This is a genomic window from Bacillus stratosphericus, assembly GCF_020524495.1.
Taxonomy (GTDB): Bacteria; Bacillota; Bacilli; order Bacillales; family Bacillaceae; genus Bacillus; species Bacillus stratosphericus_B.
The window spans coordinates 1-19,575 of sequence record NZ_JAIVLB010000044.1 but is presented as its reverse complement, the minus strand read 5'-3'; the positions used below and the strand labels follow the sequence as shown (position 1 = coordinate 19,575).

At 39.7% G+C, this 19,575-nt stretch carries 16 protein-coding genes, 18 tRNA genes, 1 rRNA gene and 1 pseudogene; 3 read left to right on the top strand and 33 right to left on the bottom strand.

The window, feature by feature from the left end; translation table 11 throughout:
- Window positions 1-160: 160 nt before the first annotated feature.
- The 5 genes from yhbH to queG all read right to left on the bottom strand — a co-directional run bounded on the left by yhbH (window position 161) and on the right by queG (window position 6,734).
- A complete protein-coding gene (yhbH, locus tag LC033_RS14435; RefSeq protein ID WP_226569560.1) occupies window positions 161-1,324 on the bottom strand; it encodes a sporulation protein YhbH in 1,164 nt (387 codons plus the stop codon).
- A 140-nt stretch (window positions 1,325-1,464) separates the two neighbouring features.
- On the bottom strand, window positions 1,465-3,360 hold the full coding sequence (locus LC033_RS14430; protein WP_226569558.1) for an ATP-dependent protease PrkA: 1,896 nt from the start codon (window positions 3,358-3,360) through the stop codon (window positions 1,465-1,467).
- A 743-nt stretch (window positions 3,361-4,103) separates the two neighbouring features.
- On the bottom strand, window positions 4,104-4,577 hold the full coding sequence (trmL, locus tag LC033_RS14425; RefSeq protein ID WP_226569556.1) for a tRNA (uridine(34)/cytosine(34)/5-carboxymethylaminomethyluridine(34)-2'-O)-methyltransferase TrmL: 474 nt from the start codon (window positions 4,575-4,577) through the stop codon (window positions 4,104-4,106).
- Between the two features lie 44 nt (window positions 4,578-4,621).
- On the bottom strand, window positions 4,622-5,524 hold the full coding sequence (locus LC033_RS14420; protein ID WP_226569554.1) for an amidase domain-containing protein: 903 nt from the start codon (window positions 5,522-5,524) through the stop codon (window positions 4,622-4,624).
- Window positions 5,525-5,585: 61 nt separating this feature from the next.
- Window positions 5,586-6,734 (bottom strand): tRNA epoxyqueuosine(34) reductase QueG, encoded by a 1,149-nt coding sequence (gene queG / locus LC033_RS14415; RefSeq protein ID WP_226569562.1) that lies wholly within the window; start codon window positions 6,732-6,734, stop codon window positions 5,586-5,588.
- A gap of 83 nt (window positions 6,735-6,817) precedes the next feature.
- Between queG and LC033_RS14410 the strand changes: the two genes are divergently transcribed.
- Window positions 6,818-7,414, top strand: coding sequence for a hypothetical protein (locus tag LC033_RS14410; protein ID WP_226569552.1), 597 nt, complete (start codon window positions 6,818-6,820; stop codon window positions 7,412-7,414).
- Window positions 7,415-7,512: 98 nt separating this feature from the next.
- Here the strand turns inward: LC033_RS14410 and LC033_RS14405 are convergent.
- From LC033_RS14405 to ltaS, 10 genes and pseudogenes are all read right to left on the bottom strand, one after another.
- A tRNA-Gly gene (locus LC033_RS14405) sits at window positions 7,513-7,586 on the bottom strand.
- Window positions 7,587-7,824: 238 nt separating this feature from the next.
- Entirely contained in the window at window positions 7,825-8,019 is a 195-nt protein-coding gene (locus LC033_RS14400) for a hypothetical protein (protein ID WP_226569550.1), read from the bottom strand.
- 86 nt (window positions 8,020-8,105) lie between these two features.
- Window positions 8,106-8,387, bottom strand: a complete 282-nt coding sequence (locus tag LC033_RS14395) for a hypothetical protein (RefSeq protein ID WP_226569549.1) — start codon at window positions 8,385-8,387, stop codon at window positions 8,106-8,108.
- Entirely contained in the window at window positions 8,384-9,289 is a 906-nt protein-coding gene (locus LC033_RS14390) for a PqqD family protein (protein WP_226569547.1), read from the bottom strand. Before LC033_RS14390 ends, LC033_RS14395 begins: the two co-directional genes overlap by 4 nt.
- On the bottom strand, window positions 9,273-10,739 hold the full coding sequence (locus tag LC033_RS14385) for a hypothetical protein (protein WP_226569545.1): 1,467 nt from the start codon (window positions 10,737-10,739) through the stop codon (window positions 9,273-9,275). Before LC033_RS14385 ends, LC033_RS14390 begins: the two co-directional genes overlap by 17 nt.
- Entirely contained in the window at window positions 10,717-11,463 is a 747-nt protein-coding gene (locus LC033_RS14380; protein ID WP_226569543.1) for an ABC transporter ATP-binding protein, read from the bottom strand. The genes LC033_RS14385 and LC033_RS14380 overlap by 23 nt, the downstream gene beginning before the upstream one ends.
- A gap of 114 nt (window positions 11,464-11,577) precedes the next feature.
- On the bottom strand, window positions 11,578-11,790 hold the full coding sequence (locus LC033_RS14375) for a hypothetical protein (protein WP_226569541.1): 213 nt from the start codon (window positions 11,788-11,790) through the stop codon (window positions 11,578-11,580).
- A gap of 487 nt (window positions 11,791-12,277) precedes the next feature.
- Window positions 12,278-12,477, bottom strand: a pseudogene (locus tag LC033_RS14370) (aliphatic sulfonate ABC transporter substrate-binding protein); the annotation flags it as partial.
- 334 nt (window positions 12,478-12,811) lie between these two features.
- Complete coding sequence (gene lepB / locus LC033_RS14365) at window positions 12,812-13,378, bottom strand: signal peptidase I (RefSeq protein WP_226569539.1); 567 nt, start codon at window positions 13,376-13,378, stop codon at window positions 12,812-12,814.
- 132 nt (window positions 13,379-13,510) lie between these two features.
- Window positions 13,511-15,454, bottom strand: a complete 1,944-nt coding sequence (gene ltaS / locus LC033_RS14360; RefSeq protein WP_226569537.1) for a lipoteichoic acid synthase — start codon at window positions 15,452-15,454, stop codon at window positions 13,511-13,513.
- A gap of 935 nt (window positions 15,455-16,389) precedes the next feature.
- Between ltaS and LC033_RS14355 the strand changes: the two genes are divergently transcribed.
- Window positions 16,390-16,587 carry a hypothetical protein gene (locus LC033_RS14355; protein WP_226569535.1) on the top strand — a complete coding sequence of 66 codons (198 nt, stop codon included), beginning with the start codon at window positions 16,390-16,392 and terminating at the stop codon, window positions 16,585-16,587.
- 45 nt (window positions 16,588-16,632) lie between these two features.
- The gene (locus tag LC033_RS14350) at window positions 16,633-17,169 is read left to right on the top strand and encodes a histidine phosphatase family protein (RefSeq protein ID WP_226569533.1); all 537 of its coding nucleotides are present in this window, start codon (window positions 16,633-16,635) and stop codon (window positions 17,167-17,169) included.
- 537 nt (window positions 17,170-17,706) lie between these two features.
- Here the strand turns inward: LC033_RS14350 and LC033_RS14345 are convergent.
- From LC033_RS14345 to rrf, 18 genes are all read right to left on the bottom strand, one after another.
- Window positions 17,707-17,780: transfer RNA gene (locus LC033_RS14345), tRNA-Gly, on the bottom strand.
- Window positions 17,781-17,784: 4 nt separating this feature from the next.
- A tRNA-Leu gene (locus tag LC033_RS14340) sits at window positions 17,785-17,869 on the bottom strand.
- A 37-nt stretch (window positions 17,870-17,906) separates the two neighbouring features.
- Window positions 17,907-17,995 (bottom strand) — tRNA-Leu (locus LC033_RS14335).
- Window positions 17,996-18,012: 17 nt separating this feature from the next.
- Window positions 18,013-18,083 (bottom strand) — tRNA-Cys (locus LC033_RS14330).
- 5 nt (window positions 18,084-18,088) lie between these two features.
- Window positions 18,089-18,163, bottom strand: a tRNA-Gly gene (locus LC033_RS14325).
- A 7-nt stretch (window positions 18,164-18,170) separates the two neighbouring features.
- Window positions 18,171-18,242: transfer RNA gene (locus LC033_RS14320), tRNA-Gln, on the bottom strand.
- Window positions 18,243-18,251: 9 nt separating this feature from the next.
- Window positions 18,252-18,327 (bottom strand) — tRNA-His (locus LC033_RS14315).
- 24 nt (window positions 18,328-18,351) lie between these two features.
- Window positions 18,352-18,425 (bottom strand) — tRNA-Trp (locus LC033_RS14310).
- Between the two features lie 5 nt (window positions 18,426-18,430).
- A tRNA-Tyr gene (locus tag LC033_RS14305) sits at window positions 18,431-18,515 on the bottom strand.
- A 15-nt stretch (window positions 18,516-18,530) separates the two neighbouring features.
- Window positions 18,531-18,603: transfer RNA gene (locus tag LC033_RS14300), tRNA-Thr, on the bottom strand.
- 6 nt (window positions 18,604-18,609) lie between these two features.
- Window positions 18,610-18,685 (bottom strand) — tRNA-Phe (locus LC033_RS14295).
- A 27-nt stretch (window positions 18,686-18,712) separates the two neighbouring features.
- A tRNA-Asp gene (locus LC033_RS14290) sits at window positions 18,713-18,789 on the bottom strand.
- A gap of 19 nt (window positions 18,790-18,808) precedes the next feature.
- Window positions 18,809-18,885: transfer RNA gene (locus tag LC033_RS14285), tRNA-Met, on the bottom strand.
- Window positions 18,886-18,900: 15 nt separating this feature from the next.
- Window positions 18,901-18,976: transfer RNA gene (locus LC033_RS14280), tRNA-Val, on the bottom strand.
- 31 nt (window positions 18,977-19,007) lie between these two features.
- A tRNA-Glu gene (locus LC033_RS14275) sits at window positions 19,008-19,082 on the bottom strand.
- A 19-nt stretch (window positions 19,083-19,101) separates the two neighbouring features.
- Window positions 19,102-19,192 (bottom strand) — tRNA-Ser (locus tag LC033_RS14270).
- A 4-nt stretch (window positions 19,193-19,196) separates the two neighbouring features.
- A tRNA-Asn gene (locus LC033_RS14265) sits at window positions 19,197-19,271 on the bottom strand.
- A gap of 9 nt (window positions 19,272-19,280) precedes the next feature.
- Window positions 19,281-19,396 (bottom strand): 5S ribosomal RNA (rrf, locus tag LC033_RS14260).
- Window positions 19,397-19,575 lie beyond the last annotated feature (179 nt).

Here is a 19,575-nt window from a genome sequence, read left to right as displayed (position 1 = left end):
GCTAGCAAACTGGACATGGAAAGGACCATGTCCAGCGTAAGACAACTGATAAATTTTATCAAAATAAGTGAAAACCCCACTTTTACTTGAAGTAAAGGTGGGGTTTGTCTACGGTCTGACCTTTCAGCCATTATGCTGAAAGGTTTTTTCAAATGTTCATTTAAGAAAGAACTTCTTCCTGATGAAAAAAATTTTTTAATGCGAGAAAAACATCTGATTTTTTCTTCAAAATATAATGCTTAAATTTCTCATCCTGAATATGTTTATATGCGGACATTAACGTGGAATGTCGGTTATACTGATTCACTTCACCATAACAGAATAGGTTGGCTTTTTTCATAATCTCAGAAACAAGCTTGACGCACCGTGCATTGTCGGAGGTCAGATTATCACCATCAGAAAAATGGAAAGGATAAATATTATATCGTGATGGTGGATAACGTTCATCTATGAGCTCTAGTGCCTTACGATAGACAGACGAGCAAATGGTGCCCCCGCTCTCACCCCGCGAGAAGAAATGTTCCTCATCTACTACCTTCGCCTCCGTATGGTGGGCAATAAATTGAATATCGACCGTCTCATACTTTGTCCGTAAGAAACGTGTCATCCAAAAGAAAAAACTCCTGGCTATATATTTTTCCCAAAGTCCCATACTTCCACTCGTATCCATCATCGCCAAAACGACGGCTTTCGACTCTGGTTTGGTCACTTCGTTCCACGTTTTATATTTGATATCCTCTGGGTAGATTGGATAAAAAGAAGGGCTTCCGGTCATCGCATTTCGTTTAAATGCAGACAGCATCGTTCGTTTTTTATGGATATTTCCTGTTAAACCCGTTTTGCGAATATCGTTGAACTCAATTTGCTCGACAATGATGTCGTCAAGCTTTTTTTGTTTAAGGTTGGGCAGTTCTAGTTCACGAAACAGTGCTTCCTCTAGATCCATTAATGAGACTTCCGCTTCGTAATAATCCTCACCTGCTTGATCTCCCGCGCCTTGCCCTTTTCCCTTCCCTTGCTTACTGTCTGATCCATCACGCGCGACAACATCTCCAACCTGGCTGTCTCCATCCCCTTGACCCACATGCTTATTCTTGTCGTAGTTGTACCGAATTTTATATTCATCTAATGACCGGATCGGAATTTTGACAACATCCTTGCCATTAGACATAATGATACTTTCCTCAGTAACAAGATCCGGCAAATTGTTTTTAATCGCCTCTTTGACTTTTTTCTGATGACGCTGCTGGTCGTCATAGCCTTTTCGATGGAGGGACCAGTCTTCCTGAGAAACAATACACTGACTTTTTTCTTGCCGGGACATTCATTCCCCTCCTCACCTATTTGCACAATTCTTCTAACCATCGATTCCTTTATCCTATGCTGCCTGCTGTTGAAATGACGATTATTTCTAAAAAAGACATTACCGGTGCGGATGTGCGCCAATAATGCCTCCTTCATTTATTAACGATTCAGAAGACTACCTACATATCTTAAGAGTTCATTTGCACTTGTTGAATTATAGCCATATTCATCAATCAATCTAGCCACTACTTCATTTACCTTTTTCAGTTGCTGTTCATCTGGTGTTTTCGTCGAGGTCGTGATTTTCACCACATCTTTTAGATCAGCAAACAGCTTTTTCTGAATTGCCTCTCGTAATCTCTCATGGGAATTATAATCAAAGCGTTTGCCCTTTCTCGCATAAGCCGAAATTCGAATAAGAATCTCTTCACGGAATGCCTTTTTGGCGTTTTCAGAAATACCGATCTGTTCCTCAATTGAACGCATGAGCTTTTCATCAGGATTCATTTCTTCACCAGTTAATGGATCACGCATCTTGTTTTTGTTGCAGTAAGCTTCGACATTGTCTAAGTAATTATCCATAAGCGTTTTCGCAGACTCTTCATAGGAATAAACAAATGCCTTTTGAACTTCCTTCTTCGCGATATTGTCATACTCTTTACGCGCGACAGAAATGAAATTCAAATAACGCTCACGATCTTCGCTCGAGATAGACGGATGCTGATCGAGCCCTTCTTTTAAGGAACGAAGGACATCCAGTGCATTGATCGATTCCATATTTTTTCGAATAATAGTGGATGAAATTCTATTAATTACATACCGTGGGTCAATTCCACTCATTCCCTCGTCATGACATTCCTTTTTCATCTCCTCAATATCAACAGATTGGAAGCCTTCGACACTTTCCCCATCATACAGACGCATTTTTTTGACCAAATCAATATCAGACCGCTTCGGCTCTTTTAGCCTTGTCAAAATGGAGAACATAGCCGCCACCTTCAGGGTATGCGGTGCAATATGAACATCTGAGACATCACTTTCTGAAATCATTTTATGGTAAATACGTTCTTCCTCTGTCACCTTTAGATTATAAGGAATCGGCATCACAATCATTCGTGAATGCAGCGCCTCATTCTTCTTATTTGAAATAAACGACCGATACTCGGTTTCATTCGTATGTGCAACGATCAGTTCATCCGCACTAATCAAGGCAAAACGGCCTGCCTTAAAATTTCCTTCCTGGGTTAATGAAAGAAGATGCCATAGAAATTTCTCATCGCACTTTAACATCTCCTGAAACTCCATCATTCCGCGGTTTGCCTTATTGAGTTCCCCATCAAACCGGTACGCACGAGGATCCGATTCTGAGCCAAATTCAGCAATAGTTGAAAAATCGATACTTCCTGTTAAATCGGCAATATCCTGAGATTTCGGATCAGACGGACTGAAGGTACCGATGCCGGTTCGTTTATCCTCTGAGAAGAAAATCCGCTCCACTCTTACATCCTCAATTCGGCCGCCATATTCCTCTTCCAGTCTCATCATATTCAGAGGCGACAAATTCCCCTGAACACGAATGCCATATTCACTATAGAAATCCTCCCGCAGATTTTGCGGAATCAGATGAAGCGGGTCTTCATGCATTGGGCAGCCTTTGATGGCATAGACTGCGCCATCATCTGTCAGTGAATATTCTTCAAGCCCTCTTTTCAGCCTTGTCACAAGCGTAGATTTTCCGCCACTTACTGGTCCCATCAACAATAAAATACGCTTCCTCACATCTAATCGCTTAGCAGCAGGATGAAAATATTCTTCTACTAGCCTTTCCAGTGATTCCTCTAATCCAAAAAGCTCTTGATCAAAAAATTTGTAGGTTCTGACCCCATTCTTCTCTTCAATCCCGCTGGCTTTAATCATATGATAAATGCGAGAATGAGCAGATTGAGCGACAAGTGGATTATCTTTAATAATATCTAAATAATCGCTGAATGTGCCTTCCCATTGAAGACGCTGCTCTTCTTCTCTGTGCTGTTCAATTTTCTTTAAAATATCCATGTGAACCTCCTCTTTCAAGATTGAAGCTAGAAATCAGATACTGTTTTACAATCTATGCGGAGGTGTCCTATTACATGCTTTCGTTCTTCAAAATGACGAATTGCTGAACTGAATTGACAACCATCCGCAAGACCCTTCATAATAAAGGAAAAACAGGAGAAAAAAGATCTTCTTCTTCTGCTTTTCAAGACGAACTTCACAACATATGAAACCGGCAGCGAAGGAACAAAGGGATAAGGGGGAGCTTATATGAGAACGGTCATTATGATGGGCGTCATCATTACGTTTTTAGTATCCATTTTCACAGCTGGCTACGAAGGCAAGCCTGGTAAATGAAAAAAAGGATGTTCCATCAGCGGAACATCCTTTTTTCATTTAGTTCGTTGTTTTCAGCACTTGCATATCAACTTTATTACCTGACACCTATTTGACACACATTATCGTGGAAGGGAGTTGAATTTTTGTGACAAATATAAATCCATTACTTTTGATATAAGTACGCCCGCCATCCTTTAAATAATTTTGCTGCTACTATTTCCTGGGTCTGAGAGAGACCTAGAATACTGACTGGAATGGTCTCTATTAAAGTAGCTGAGCTAATGGCACTAATGAAAAGTAGCTTTTTCAGCTCATTATTCCTTTTTTGAAAACGTGATCACAATCTATTCCAATACCCATTTTTCAACATATTCTTATCTCTCATAAATAAAGCCACGATACCTAACTCGGCTTTGATCATGATCTTATATGAGATCTCGATATTGCTGCTGGCGAAGCCCCTCATAAACAAGGATAGCCGCCGTATTCGAGAGATTAAGTGAGCGAACATGTTCTGTCATCGGCAAACGAAGACAACGGTCCATATTTCGTTCAATTAAATCTTTCGGCAATCCACTCGTCTCCCTGCCAAAGACAAAGAAATAGTCTTCATCTAGCTGAGAGTAATCAAACATTGTATGAGGCTTTTGGCCAAATTTCGTGATATAGAAAAATTGTCCCTTCGGATGAGCCTCAAACAATTCATCCAATGAATCATGATAGACGACATTGGCATATTTCCAATAATCAAGTCCTGCACGCTTTAGCATTTTGTCATCTGTCGAAAAGCCAAGCGGACGAATCAGATGGAGTGTTGTATTTGTTGCTGCACATGTACGCGCAATATTTCCAGTATTAGCTGGAATCTCTGGTTGATATAAAACGACATGAAATCCCAAAAAAGTTCACCTCTAAATTTTCTTTTCCGCTCAACATTATACCATTAACTACCCTTCCCGGCATCGTCCAAAATGTGAAAAAACGTATAACGAATAGCTGGTGTATAGGCTGTCGAATCCTCATATGACCAATAACGCATACGGCTGTCATACGTCTGTGCATTGACAAGTGGCATTCCGCCTTTATCATGATCAACGACAATGGTTGTATGATTATACCTTCCATCACCTTCAAAATCGTAGCAAATGACATCACCGATTTGAAGCTCCTGTGCCTCTTTAACCTTCTTCGCTCTTAAACCTGCCTTAGAATTCATTAAATAGTTTTTCATCGAATGAGCGACCGTCCAGCTATAGCTCCACGTATGTGGACGCACCCACCAGCCAGAACCCCGATTCGGATATCCTCTCGTCGGCGCATTCCCTGCTTTCAAGCATTGTGAAATAAAATTTGTACAGTTATCCTCAAAATTTTTGTAGGCTGGATTCCTTTTATTCCAGTACGTCTCCGCGTATTGCACGGCTGCTCGTCGATCATAGTGAAAGGCTCTCCCGAATTGTTCCTCGTTTTGGAAGCGTTTATCTACCTCATCTTCCTTCTGCAATTTTCCCTGCACCATTTGATCTTTCACAAGCATGTTGTTATAAAGAAACGCTTCTCTTTTTTCAACATGTTCCTCTAAATAAAAAGAATCGTCTACATCCTTACAGACATAAGTGAGATGAGCAAGATATTGCACATGCTGAGCTCCATCATCCTGAATCGTTGAATGCAGAAGCTTTGCTTTTGCTTTCACTTTTACAATCTCAACCTGTCTTCTAGCGAAAAGCTCTTTTTTTCGTTCTACTGCTTCCACATCAGAAATAAGCTGTGGCTGTTTGATCGCACTGCCATTTAATAAATACTCCAGCCTATCTTCTAACGTTTGCTCTAATAATTGTTTCACACAGACACCACCAAACTTTTTTTAAAATCTCTGTTTGGTTCATTCTATGTTCATAGGGATGTTATTTAGTATTTAAAGGTGTCTGTAAGAACTCAACCCCTTTTACAATCTCTTGTCTCGCTTCTTCATCACTTTCCCGCTCAAGGGCTTTTTCCAGTTCTGAAAGCTGCTGCTGATCGCCAATTTTGCCAATAGCCCAAGCGGCCGTTCCTCGAATGACCGGCCTTGGATCTTTATGCATCAGTTTAACTAAATCTGGCAACGCAGAGGTTTCTTTAAAGTGAGCAAGTGCCAAAATCGCATTCCTTTGAATAGGCTTTTTCCCACGCCAAGATCCCGAAACATGACCGTACTTCTCCTTAAACTCACGATTGCTGATCGTAAGCAGCGGCTTTAAGAGCGGCTTTGCAATTTCAGGGTCCGGCTCCATTTCAGGATGCAAATGAAAGTCTTTTCCTTTATTGATTGGACAGACCGTTTGGCACGTATCACATCCATACAATCGATTCCCTATTTTCGACCGAAACTCGTCAGGTAAAAACCCTTTTGTCTGCGTTAAAAACGAAATGCACCTTTGAGAATTAAGCTGTCCTGGATTCACTAAGGCACCTGTTGGACACGAATCCACACATTTATTGCACGTTCCGCACTGGTCTTCCATTTTCTCATCCGGTTCAAATGGGACATTTGTGATCATTTCAGCCAAGTACACATAAGATCCGAACTCAGGTGTAATAATCATGCAGTTCTTTGCACTAAAGCCAATGCCAGCACGTTCTGCTACAGCACGATCAGACAGTTCACCTGTATCCACCATTGATTTCGTTCGTATATCTTCATGTTTGCTTCTCAAAAATTCCTCGAGCATATCGAGCTTTTTTTTCAGTACAACATGATAATCCGTACCCCATGACGCCCTGGAAAAGATACCTCTTCTCGCATCCTTTGTGCTTCGAGGAGCATCTTTCATTTTGGAAGGATAAGCGAGCGCTATTGCAACAATTGATTTGGCCTTTGGAAGCAACAAAGCAGGGTTTGTTCTTTTTTCAATATCAGGCTCTTCAAAGCCCGACAAATACCCTAATGATTCATGTAAGATAAGGCGGTCTTTTAATGAATCAAATGTATTAGCACTTGCAAATCGAATTTTATCGACACCAATTTCATTCGCATATTGAATCAATTCTTCTTTTAATTTTCCAACATGAATCACCTTGCACCCCTCCTTTCTTTGTTTCTTCTGTTGTTTAAAGTATAATACGAGTGTATCATGACCGATTGGAGTGAGTCACTGTGAAGATACATATGGAAATATCTCATCCCCAAAGCCCGTCTATTCATGTTGGACAAATTGAATATTCACAGATTGAAGTCGGTAAATCGCCTCAAATGTTAAAAGGTCGATTACGCCTGTTTCAAGAATCTTTGTTTTTTGATTACGAGGATAAAACCTTAGAAGAAGTATCAGCGATCAAAGAATGGACTGATCTTTTAGAAGACGTCCCTTTTCTTCCACTTCTTTCTAATATTCAAAAGGAACAATTTATGGACTCGACCAATTCCGTACAGGATTTGTCGATATTTTTCTCATTAAAATATTTCTTACCCATCCTTACACTAGATGCTGATCGTCTCAAAGATCCTGTTTTACTGTCAAAAAATAGTTCTGATCACATCGAATGGCAGGACAGTGAAGGGCTTAAAGGGTTATTTTCTCAAACAAGTAAAGCACAAATTTCTCAAGATACAAAGAATATCCTTCAAATCATTCTTTTCCGGCCATCTATTTCCTGGGAAAAGAGTGAAGCTCTTATACAATCCTTGACGAAAATGTTTGTACAAATACATGGTGGAGAAAGCAACTATGAACTCATTGAAAAAGCACTGTAGTCTGACAGCGCTTTTTCACATTATACTGACATAATAAAAAACGCAACACTTCGTTTATCTATGAAACGAAACACTGCGTTATAAACAAAATTATGTATTGGAGCGGGTGATGAGAATCGAACTCACGACATCAGCTTGGAAGGCTGAGGTTTTACGACTAAACTACACCCGCATCCATCTTTGAAAGCCAATGTCATTGTGTTGACTTTTATTATATTACAACTTTCTTAAGAATTCGTCAACAGAATATGAAGATTTTTCGTCAAAAAACTTCATTTTCCGTATATATATTACGATAGTTATTTATCTAGCTGTACAAAATACGCATGCGAAATATTCTTCAACACTTGCTCCAGGTTCTTCTCCATTTCTTCAAGAGCCATCTTTGCCAATTGCAGCTCTATACACAATCAATGCTTTTTCTCCTGAAGCACTTTGACAGATTCAGATTGTGCAGAAAAAACATAATCATCTACTTTAAACGGAAAACTTGAAGTTGCTTTCGTCATTCCATCATTCTTTTTGTCTAACCAAATACTAAATTGTGATTCGTATATATCTTTCTGATGATATAATTGAAAGGGCACATTCAAAGAATGCTCCATTTCTACATTGATATCCCCTTTGATTTTGGTTCTACATTATACTAAAATTTGGTTGAGTATACAAAAAAAAGATTAGGAGGGTTCTCCTAATCTTTCGCTTTTTTCTGTTTCATTACTGACAGCAGTGCCACAATCAGAAAACTCACAGCAAAAATTACAATCATATAAATAAAAAAGTTTGGTTTGATCTGAAAAGTAAAAGCTGACGAGCCTTCCATCTCAAAGGCAAGACTATTAAATAATAATTCATGATTCGTTTTTGATTGAAATAAATGATAGAACAGTACACCAATAGTCAGCATTGGAAAGCCTAAGAAACCTAGAAAACCACCAACAATTGCGCCTTGTTTCATTGCCTGAACGTTCATAATCGTTGACCTCCCATTCCACGAACCAATAACTGCTTCATAATGGACTTACCATCTCCCATAAACGGAAGAAGGTAGAGTAATTGAATCAAATACGTAATTGAAAAAATGAAAAAACCTGTTGAGATTGGATTCTCTTTCAGAAATAAAACGGTCACAATGACTCCTAATGCTCCGATCACACCTGGCAGAAGTGGCCCAAGTAGTGTAATCCATACCTGCTTTTTCTGAAATGGATCTAATACGGGTCTCACAAACTTCACGGACATCATATCGCTCGCAAAAAAGCCTTGTGGGCCATCCCGTCCTGCAAACTTCCGATGTGCATATCCATGTGCCGCCTCATGCAAGGCTGTCCCAGTAATTAATCCGAAATAAATAATGGAAAAATAAATCGCGATGACTACAATCGATGGATCAGGAATGAATAAAAAGGCGATTCCTGCCATCACCATAAAGAGCACCCAGAAAAAGATGATTTTACGCATCACCATGAGCAAGGCCGTCCCCAATATTTGAAGGAATGAGTGACCACTGCAATCAAACCGCTCTTTCATCTTTACTTGATACTGCTTAAAAAATTGATAGCAGGCTGTGACCACCCGATATGGCGATTGATAATGGATAGACAGCAAATGATGCTGATTTAGACTCATCATTAGTTGATAGAAATCACGGGCAATTACAGACTCATCGACCTGAAACAAATCGGCGAGCTCTGCCGTTATATTCGCTTCTGTCCTCTTGCCGTCAACTTTCGTTAACATATGATATGCACTCTCATTAATCGGGAGTGTGCTTCCATACTGGGTATCAGTCAGATGCCTTTTTTGTAAGGTGACATACGGAGCAATAGCCGGTACCCGCTCGATCTTTAGCTTACTGTTAAGAAGTTGAATCATGTGAATACCTCCATGAAAAACCTTTGTATATGGCAAAGATGAGCAGACCTTCAAATCCTGCCACTAGCAACCACTGAAGCATTTGGCTTGACTCCCCTATGACGTAGTTTCCAATAAATAAAATTGGAATCATGATTAAAATAAGCACTCCAAACGAAAAAATGCCCGTGTATGGATTATTTCGATCAAGGGGAAGTAAAATACCCACGACATAAAAGAGAGCAATTGCATTACACAAGACTGCAGCAGCAATCAATACGTTCAAAATCTGATCAGGGAGCGTCAGTGTTGTGAGCATGAATAAAGCAATTTGCATCACTCCAACAAGCAGAAGGCCGATAAACTTATACAGAGCCACTTCCCACGACCTTAGACCAAATGTTTTATACATTCCAAGCATTCGTTTATCATTGCCAAATGAATTAAAGGCTGTTAATCCAGCTAGAGCACATAGTACAAAAAAGGCTTCTCCTTCAAAGCGGAAAGCAAACTGATAGCGGATAAATAAGATCACGATAAGGAGAACGAGAAAGTTTAAAATGTTTTCTTCATTTCTCACCTGTGATTTGATTTCCTTTACAATGAGTGACCACTTTTTTGAAGACGAGAATGGTAGTTTGTTTAAAAAAGTTAATGCTTTTTTCTCTACCATAATCGGCATAAGAGCAAGAGAAAAAAACGCACCGCCTGCGGATAATAGGATGAACAGAATCAAAATCGCATAATTTACTCCTTGAGGAGACATCCCTTGTCCCGCAAGGAAAAATGGGGCTGTAAAATACATCAAATGATAATCAAACTGTATATATGATTGCTGAATTTTACTGATGTCAAAATGCGTCATTCCATACGCAACAACTAGCACCAATAAAACAAATATCGCTGCAAATTTTTGCAATGGTAATTTAAATTTTAGAACGAGCAAATAGGTCATGTTGTAAATGAACTGCAAAAGTGTTAGGACAAACAGCGATTGTAAAAGCACCATCAAGAAGAAAGTGAGAATAAAGAAAATACCGATCCCTTTGGCAATAAAATTAGGTAAAAGCAAGACACCGATAAAGAATAAAACAAGCCCTGCCACCACTGTCACCATCGGAATGAAGTATCCAAGGCTTTTCTGAAATGTCGAAAGCGGAAACCAGCTAAGCTGCATAGAAAACCGGTCCTGTTCGGGCGTTCTGACCTTGATCAGAACAAACAACAGGCTTGTAAAAATGGATACATTGATCGCCATTGACACAACCAACAGTCCAAGTGAACGTTCATCTCCATTTAAGAAAGACTTTATAAAGACACCTGTAAAACTGTATCCGATGATGGCTCCCATTGTGACTGCAAACAAAAAGAATAAGACCACAATGATTCGCTTCGTTTGAGTATCAAAGAGCTTATACATCTCCTGCTGCCACATTTTAAGCATCATTTTAGAAATGATTAATGATTTCATCAAAATGTGCACCCCTATCACTTAACATTGAAGCTTTCAGAAACACTTGTTCCAGTGTGCTAGATTGATACTTCTCTTTTAATGCTGAAACTGTTCCTTCATCCATTTTATTTCCCTTTGAAATAATGGCGATTTTGTGGCACAGCTCTTCCGCTGAAAGCATATCATGCGTTGAAAGCAAGATCGCACCATGGTGCTTGGCATAACGCTTCATGAGTTTCTTTGTGTTTATAACCGCTTCAATATCAAGTCCTCTAAAGGGCTCATCCATGATCACCAATTGACTATCAAGCATAAAGCCGGCAATCAGCTGTGTCTTTTTTTTCATACCATGTGAATATGTTTCGATAGGTCTTGATAAAGCTGAATCCATGTCAAACAATTCAATTAGTTGATTTCTTCTATGATTTGTTTTACATTCATACATAGAGGAAACAAAATCTAAATATTCAGCACCAGTCAATGCTTCAGGGAGCAGCAGATCATCTGGAACATAGGCTACTTGTTTTTTAAAGGATGGATTATCATTTGTCACATCCTTTATGTGAATCGTTCCTTCTGTTTGCTTAATGATCCCGAGTGTACAGTTAATCATCGTTGTTTTACCGGATCCATTCGGACCAGCAACAGCAACAATTTGATGAGGAGCGATCTTTAAATGAAAATCATTGATAGCAGTTACATTATTTTTATACGTCTTAGTTAAATTCTCGATCGTAAACATTTAACCTCCAAGTGGCTGTATATTCATTAAAACAGATCAGGCTAAACCGCCCGCCACAGACGGTTTAGCCCTGGTGTCATACCTTAGAAGTAAGAAGATGAATCCTAAGTAGAGCTACTTACATTCAATATTAACGTGTAAGCCACTTTCCCACCGAACGCCTCCTGTAAAGCTACCGTTGCCGTTTGCTAAACACCAAATTGCTGCTCCTAGAACAACTGTTGCTCCCAATGCCAGAAGGACTGCAACAAATACTAAGAACCAAGCTTGGTCCATAATAGCAGGTTCCATAGTGGAATAATCTACTTGCGGTGCTGCATAAGTCATAATTTTCACCTCCCATCTTATGATGAACTGATCGTATCATAGGTGTCACACTCCAAACATCAACAGAAGATCCCATTTTTGACAAGAACACACCTTTGGGTAAAATGGGATCTTTTATTCAATTATTTCCTTTTTAATGCACAAACCCTCTCTTTTTCACTAGATTTCATCACTCCATTAGAACCAACGAACCTAAACAATGTCAAACAAACCATCTTTTTCCTCTATTTTAAAATAGTCTTTTATCTTCATCTCTTCTATATATTCTTTCTTTTTTGTGAGATAGAAAGAATTCCTCCGATATATCAGATATAAAAGTCCTAATTACATGTCGTTATTACACCAATTATGAAATATCTACCGATAATTTTAACAAAAGAGTGAGCATATTTTCCTTCTTCTCTTGTCACTTAAAATATGTATATACAAGAAAGTTCATTGAAAAAAACCTTTCCTTCTTCATCACTCGTTCCTTCTTCTCTTCCTATGAAAAATCTAATTGATTAGCGCCAAGCCCTTCAAATTGGGGAAGGGCGCTTTGAAACTCACCCCACTTTACTCTCATGCCTTCTTCCTTTGCTAAAAGCAATGGGCTTAGACTATGCTGCATTCATTAATCTCTTTTACATTGTTTTCTGAACCAACCGCTGCTTGATCACACCTTGCTAATACAAGAAGGAAAACCAAAAAGAGAGTGGTCCTTTGCTTCTTTTGATTTCAATCTTATCCTTCTGTCAACAACAACTCATCTGTTATCTCAAATTCTGACCTGGTTTTGTGATGCGTCTTTCTCCTATCACGTGATTCCCATCATAATCTGTATCAAGCACTCGAATGATGCAGGCGATGCTTATTTTCGCTGCCATGAATCTCAAAAAGCTAGCAAACTGGACATGGAGACGACCATGTCCAGGGTAAGACAACTGATAAATTTTATCAAAATAAGTGAAAACCCCACTTTTACTTGAAGTAAAGGTAGGGTTTGTCTACGGTCTGAACCACACGACAGTGTGCTTTTTTCTTATTGATTAAGTAACCGAATATCTTGGAAAGGATAAAACACAAATGATGTTGTCCCTTGAATATCACTCTTTGTAAAAAGACCTAGACCGTTGCGGCTGTCCATTGAATTCTGGCGATTGTCACCCATGACAAAATACTTTCCTTTCGGGACTGTAAGAGGACCGAAATCAGGCGTCAACAAGGTGCCATCTGCGGCTGCTTTCTTTTTGTTTGACGCTAAATAAGGCTCCGCCACTTTTTGACCATTGACGTACAGCTGGTCATTTTTCATTTCAATTTTATCACCTGGTAAACCAATCAATCGTTTCACGTAATGAGTGCTGCGGTCTTCCCCATCAAGTACAATGATCTGTCCTCGTTTATAATCACCGAAATAATCGACGGTTTTATTCACAAAGACCCGCTCTGTATTATGCAATGTCGGATCCATAGAAGACCCTTTGACAATATACGGCGCAAATATAAAATTACGAATGATAAAAACAGCAATGAATGCAATTAAGATGGCCTTGATCCAGCCCCATAATTCTGATTTCTTTTTTTGTGTTTTTGTATTTGTTATCATAAGCTCCTCCTGAAATCCACTAGGACAAAATGAGTTTCGTCAGCTACTTAAAATATAAACATATTTTGCCAATAAATCAAGCTATGAGAGAGAAAAAGGCAAGCACCTTTCCTGTGCTTGCCCAAAACTTAGTTACTTAGCAGAAGAATCCGCTTCTTGCGTTTTGTTTGTTTTACCATAGAAATAATCAGATGGATTCACTGGTTTAAAATCAGATAGCTTATGGAATCGAAGAAGATCCCTGTAAAGCACTTTATCTGAAAGACTTAACTGATTATCTACACGGGCTTTGATCGCCTCTGTCTTTTTATTTTGCTTCATCACTTTACCCGTTTTCGTGTCGTAGACAGTATTATCTACAAGTGTGTATTTTGGTGTCACATAGTTTCCACTACGGAATGCAACTGTTTGATCATGTTCTTTTGAAAATAGATCTGTCCCAAAATTCACGAACTCGTTTGAATCGATACCTTGTAAGTGGAGAAGCGTTGGCATCACGTCTATTTCACCGCCATACGTATGATTCACGCCGCCCTGTTTACCAGGAATACGAATCATCAGCGGTACACGCTGATTTTGTGCATTTTGATACGGTGTAATTTCTTTTCCTTGAATTTCACTCATTGCACGGTTATGGTTCTCAGAAATACCGTTATGGTCACCATATAATAAAATAACTGAGTCTTTATACAGACCTGATTTTTTCAAATCCTTAAAGAATTGCTCTAATGATTCATCTAAATATCTTGCTGTTTGAAAATAATTATCTACTGTCTTATCGCCAGTTGTTGCTTTTGGAATAGTGGCATCTTTCTCATCTAAATTAAATGGATAGTGATGAGTCAGTGTCATTAAGTGTGCATAAAATGGTTTTTTCAATGATTCTAACATTGGGATTGACTCTTTAAAGAACGGCTTATCCTTCAGTCCCATATTCACAAGATTTTCTTCATCCATATTGTAATAAGAGGCATCGAAGAATTGATCAATTCCCATATGCTTATAAATGGTGTCACGGTTCCAGAAAGATTTATAATCCCCGTGAAGAACTGCACTTGTATAATCTTCCTTTTGATTTAAAATTGCAGGAAGTGATTGGTAGGTATTTTCCCCTTTTGTCACAAACGCTGCACCCTCTGGCAAGCCAAACATACTATTATCCATCATCAGTTCAGCATCCGCTGTCTTTCCTTGACCTGTCTGATGGAAGAAGTTATCGAAATACGTAAAATCATCTTCCCCATGAGCCAGTTTGTTTAAAAACGGCGTAACTTCTTCCCCATTTAGCTTGTAATCAATTAAAAACGACTGAAAACTCTCTAAATGGATTTTAATGATATTTTTACCTTTCGCTTTGCCAAAATACTCTGCATTTGGCTTTGCATAGTGAGAAGCCGTATAGTTCACAACATCCGTTAAATCATCACTGCTCGCATTTGCAACCTGTGTTGCATTTTGCGCCGATTGAATCCCATCATAAATCGCATAATTATAGACGCCTAAATACTTAACAATATACTTATGATCAAAAGTTCTTGTTAATAATTCTGGACGATCCTTTTCAGCTAAATGAAGGTTGACAAAGAACAGGCCGACACCTGCTGCAACAATAAGCAATGCAAATGTCTTTTTCATTTGGAATTTCTTGATTTCCGGTCTCCAAATCACAATGGCAATCAAGATCAAGATATCAAGGAAGTACAAAATGTCATGCGGCTTAATACTTGATAACACACCGTCTGTCATGCCTCCTCCAAGATTTCCTGCTTGCTTCATTGTTGGGAAAGTTAAAAAGTCATCAAAGAAACGGTAGTACGCTACATTTGCATATAAAAGTCCGGTCATAATAAAATCAATCACAATTAAAACAATAGCCGATTTACGCCCCTTTAAAAAGAGAGCAAGTCCCAAAAACACAATGGCTGAACTAAATGGATTTAATAAGAGAAGTCCCTCTTGAAAAGAACCTTTTACTCCTAAATTAAAGTCCATCTTGTAGGCTGTATACGATTTTGCCCAGAATAAAAGGACAGCCAATACAAAAAAGCTATATTTGTTCAAAAATATTTTTTTCATAATACCTCTTCTTTCTATTAACAAATTGATATAAATGAATTCATAAAAAATTTACATTCATTTTGCAAATGTAAATCTTCTTCGCCAAGCATTCCAATGCTTTGTCTCCGGCAGACCAAGGAGTTCCTTTAATATAACGTATGAGAAGCATCATAAGTTTCAAAAAAAATAAAATTTACACACACTTCATGTTTCAGTGAATGAAGAGTGTTTTGTAAATTACTTAGTACTACTTTACTTTTTTCATCTAATCGTGTCAAAGTAATTATAAAGAAAAGGATGAATAACCTAGGCTTTTTGACTCGTTTACCCAAATTTATACAAAACTCTACCCTTACTTCTTAATTTTCTTCTTTATTGTGACACGATTTCTCCTATCAATGTACGGTGTGATAAAGATATAGATTAAGATTATTGAGGTCACAGGACCTTCTGGAGTAGGCGCAGGTAAAGAATCTTTTGTACCGATTCGATTCCACTGATTGCATGGAAGGAAAATGGCCATCACAACCGAAGGTGAGACTCTACTGGTAACAGAAGAAGATGGGTTACGGAAAAAACAGGCACAATTACATAAGGAATCCATTGTTCCACTTCAGGTACCAGAGTACAAAAGGTGCAGATGAATTCTTGCTGGTATCACATATCCATCCATATACAGAGGATAGAGAGCTTCAAGACATATGAGAAGAAGCACAAAAACCTGTCTTTTAGACGGAGCAGTGATTTCGATTTTGTAAATTTATTTACAAAATGTTCCAGCGGATGATCAATGTCTTAAATGAAGTCAAGCTGATTCAAATTTCCCTTCAATTGAAGTGACACCACCATAGGGAATCAAATGAATAGACCTATTTGAAAAAGGATTGACGCTTGTACAACTTCCTCGTATTATTAGCATAAATCCATCTTTTTCTTAGAAAAGGGTAGCTTACATGAGCTTGTTTAAGAACTGGAGAAAAAAGCAAAACAATCAGTCGATCACTTCAGAAAAGCAAGAAGGCAGCATCCCAATCAACTTTTCCACATTTCCCTTTGGTACAGACCACGTAGATGACTTTTTGTTCAACTTAGACCTCACATCCAAGCTCATCGATCCATATAAAGATACAGATACGAACAAATTAACCTAGACCTTCGTGAATGCTCATCCAATACTCAATGAAAGGTGTAATCCCATGAAAGTCAGACACTGCCAAGCAGATGGACAATTGAAAGATGCGGCTTTAACGCAGCAAGGCATCACTCAATCACTCGCGCTGGCTCAGTTCTTTTCCGGCATTCACCTCAATAAGATCATCTCAAGTCCCTATAAACGAGCCATCCAAACCATTGAGCCGCTCGCCCATGCAAAACAACTTAAGATAAAAATAGATGAGCGTCTCTCTGAACGTGTGTTAAGTAGAAAGCCGATGGATGATTGGTATGAGAAGCTAAAGCTCAGTTTTTCGGATTTACACATCACATATGAAGGCGGAGAATCAAGTCAAGAAGCAATGAACCGAATAGTAGAGGCTCTCTACGAACAAATAGAAGTAGAAGAAAATCATACCCTCTTCGTTACACACGGCAATATCATGAGCCTGCTCCTCAAACACGCCGATTCGAACATTGGATTCAATGAGTGGGAGAAGCTCAGCAATCCAGATGTCTATGTATTGAAACACTTTAGCCAAGATCATTTAGAAATAAAACGAATATGGCATAACATATAATAAACGCTAGAATCCACTGTAATGATCCTAAACATAAGGACATGTTCCTTATCATACTGATTTTTCATTAAAGTTTTATAAATCCAACTAATTTGATCTGGTTCGGATTCCAATTCTAGTTTAATAAGAGGCTCTAAAGGTATAACAATTCAACATAAAGCACATCATCACATAGATTATGATAATCAAATATGGCTTTCACTTTTTCTTTTTCATATTGAGCTAGTAACACCCTGCCCCTCCTTTCCTCTAAAGGCTCAGATTTTATTTCACAGTCCTCAATAAATAGCTTTAATGCTCCTTTAAATTCAATCTTCTCTTCTCATTTGCCACATTGTCTATAATTAAGTCAATGTCTTTTGTTGATAGCTGATTGTTCCTTCTCATCTTTTCATCATTCCCTCAAAAATAAATTGTTTTAATGAAAGGGTGCATATGACCATAGGAATTTGACTTTGCCTTCAATAATCATGTACATAAAAGCAAAAAAGACCGCTAATTTTCATTAGCAGTCAGTCAATTTATCAGTATGTAAGTTGGAGCGGGTGAAGGGAATCGAACCCTCATCATCAGCTTGGAAGGCTGAGGTTTTACCACTAAACTACACCCGCGATGTGGTACCGGTGGCCGGGGTCGAACCGGCACTCCGTGAGGAACACGATTTTGAGTCGTGCGCGTCTGCCAATTCCGCCACACCGGCATGATCTTTAAAGAGCGCAACTTATAATAAAAAACAATGGTGCCGAGGGCCGGACTTGAACCGGCACGGTAGTCGCCTACCGCAGGATTTTAAGTCCTGTGTGTCTGCCAATTCCACCACCCCGGCAGTCTTTTCAAAAAAAAAGGCGACACCCGGATTTGAACCGGGGATAAAGGTTTTGCAGACCTCTGCCTTACCACTTGGCTATGCCGCCATTATTGGAGCGGAAGACGGGATTCGAACCCGCGACCCCCACCTTGGCAAGGTGGTGTTCTACCACTGAACTACTTCCGCATATCAACTGGGCTAGCTGGATTCGAACCAACGCATGACGGAGTCAAAGTCCGTTGCCTTACCGCTTGGCTATAGCCCAATAATAAAATGGGGCGATTGATGGGAATCGAACCCACGAGTGCCAGAGCCACAATCTGGTGCGTTAACCACTTCGCCACAACCGCCATAGATGTTATAAATCATATAATTGGCAGGGGCAGTAGGAATCGAACCCACACCGGAGGTTTTGGAGACCTCTGTTCTACCGTTAAACTATGCCCCTAAAAATGGTGGAGGGGGGCGGATTCGAACCGCCGAACCCGGAGGGAGCGGATTTACAGTCCGCCGCGTTTAGCCACTTCGCTACCCCTCCACATTTGAAAAACAGTGCCGGCAAGAGGACTTGAACCCCCAACCTACTGATTACAAGTCAGTTGCTCTACCAATTGAGCTACACCGGCAAATAGTGGTGGCTCGGGACGGAATCGAACCGCCGACACACGGATTTTCAGTCCGTTGCTCTACCAACTGAGCTACCGAGCCAACATCAATATGATGAATATGTATAAATGGCGGTCCGGACGGGACTCGAACCCGCGACCTCCTGCGTGACAGGCAGGCATTCTAACCAACTGAACTACCGGACCAATATAAAAATAAAAAGTTTGGTTGCGGGGGCAGGATTTGAACCTGCGACCTTCGGGTTATGAGCCCGACGAGCTACCGAACTGCTCCACCCCGCGACAATATAAAAGATATGGTGGAGGATGACGGGCTCGAACCGCCGACCCTCTGCTTGTAAGGCAGATGCTCTCCCAGCTGAGCTAATCCTCCGGAAAAAAATGCTGGTATATATTCTATAAAATGGTGACCCGTACGGGATTCGAACCCGTGTTACCGCCGTGAAAGGGCGGTGTCTTAACCGCTTGACCAACGGGCCATCTATTATATGTATCTTGTGGCGGAGAGCAAGGGATTCGAACCCTTGAGACGGGTTTACCGCCTACACGATTTCCAATCGTGCTCCTTCGGCCACTCGGACAGCTCTCCAAATTGGCTCCGCAGGTAGGATTCGAACCTACGACCGATCGGTTAACAGCCGATAGCTCTACCACTGAGCTACTGCGGAATGAAGAAAGCCTGGCGATGTCCTACTCTCACAGGGGGAAACCCCCAACTACCATTGGCGCTGAAGAGCTTAACTTCCGTGTTCGGTATGGGAACGGGTGTGACCTCTTCGCCATCATCACCAGACAATTTAGTGACAAAAGATATTATACTATGTATTGAAAATAAATCAAGAGATATTTTAAAAATGTTCTCTCAAAACTAGATAACAACGTCCATGCTTCACATTAGAATATAGGTTAAGTCCTCGATCTATTAGTATCTGTCAGCTCCACGTGTCACCACGCTTCCACCTCAGACCTATC

What these genes read in the sequence shown, in the direction of transcription:
- LC033_RS14400 (WP_226569550.1), bottom strand. Translation starts at nt 8,019, where the DNA reads ATGGAGCATTCTTTGAATGTGCCCTTTCAATTATATCATCAGAAAGAT.
- LC033_RS14355 (WP_226569535.1), top strand. Translation starts at nt 16,390, where the DNA reads ATGAGCTTGTTTAAGAACTGGAGAAAAAAGCAAAACAATCAGTCGATC.
- yhbH (WP_226569560.1), bottom strand. Translation starts at nt 1,324, where the DNA reads ATGTCCCGGCAAGAAAAAAGTCAGTGTATTGTTTCTCAGGAAGACTGG.
- ltaS (WP_226569537.1), bottom strand. Translation starts at nt 15,454, where the DNA reads ATGAAAAAAATATTTTTGAACAAATATAGCTTTTTTGTATTGGCTGTC.
- LC033_RS14385 (WP_226569545.1), bottom strand. Translation starts at nt 10,739, where the DNA reads ATGAAATCATTAATCATTTCTAAAATGATGCTTAAAATGTGGCAGCAG.
- LC033_RS14390 (WP_226569547.1), bottom strand. Translation starts at nt 9,289, where the DNA reads ATGATTCAACTTCTTAACAGTAAGCTAAAGATCGAGCGGGTACCGGCT.
- LC033_RS14375 (WP_226569541.1), bottom strand. Translation starts at nt 11,790, where the DNA reads ATGACTTATGCAGCACCGCAAGTAGATTATTCCACTATGGAACCTGCT.
- LC033_RS14380 (WP_226569543.1), bottom strand. Translation starts at nt 11,463, where the DNA reads ATGTTTACGATCGAGAATTTAACTAAGACGTATAAAAATAATGTAACT.
- LC033_RS14430 (WP_226569558.1), bottom strand. Translation starts at nt 3,360, where the DNA reads ATGGATATTTTAAAGAAAATTGAACAGCACAGAGAAGAAGAGCAGCGT.
- LC033_RS14350 (WP_226569533.1), top strand. Translation starts at nt 16,633, where the DNA reads ATGAAAGTCAGACACTGCCAAGCAGATGGACAATTGAAAGATGCGGCT.
- LC033_RS14395 (WP_226569549.1), bottom strand. Translation starts at nt 8,387, where the DNA reads ATGAACGTTCAGGCAATGAAACAAGGCGCAATTGTTGGTGGTTTTCTA.
- lepB (WP_226569539.1), bottom strand. Translation starts at nt 13,378, where the DNA reads ATGATAACAAATACAAAAACACAAAAAAAGAAATCAGAATTATGGGGC.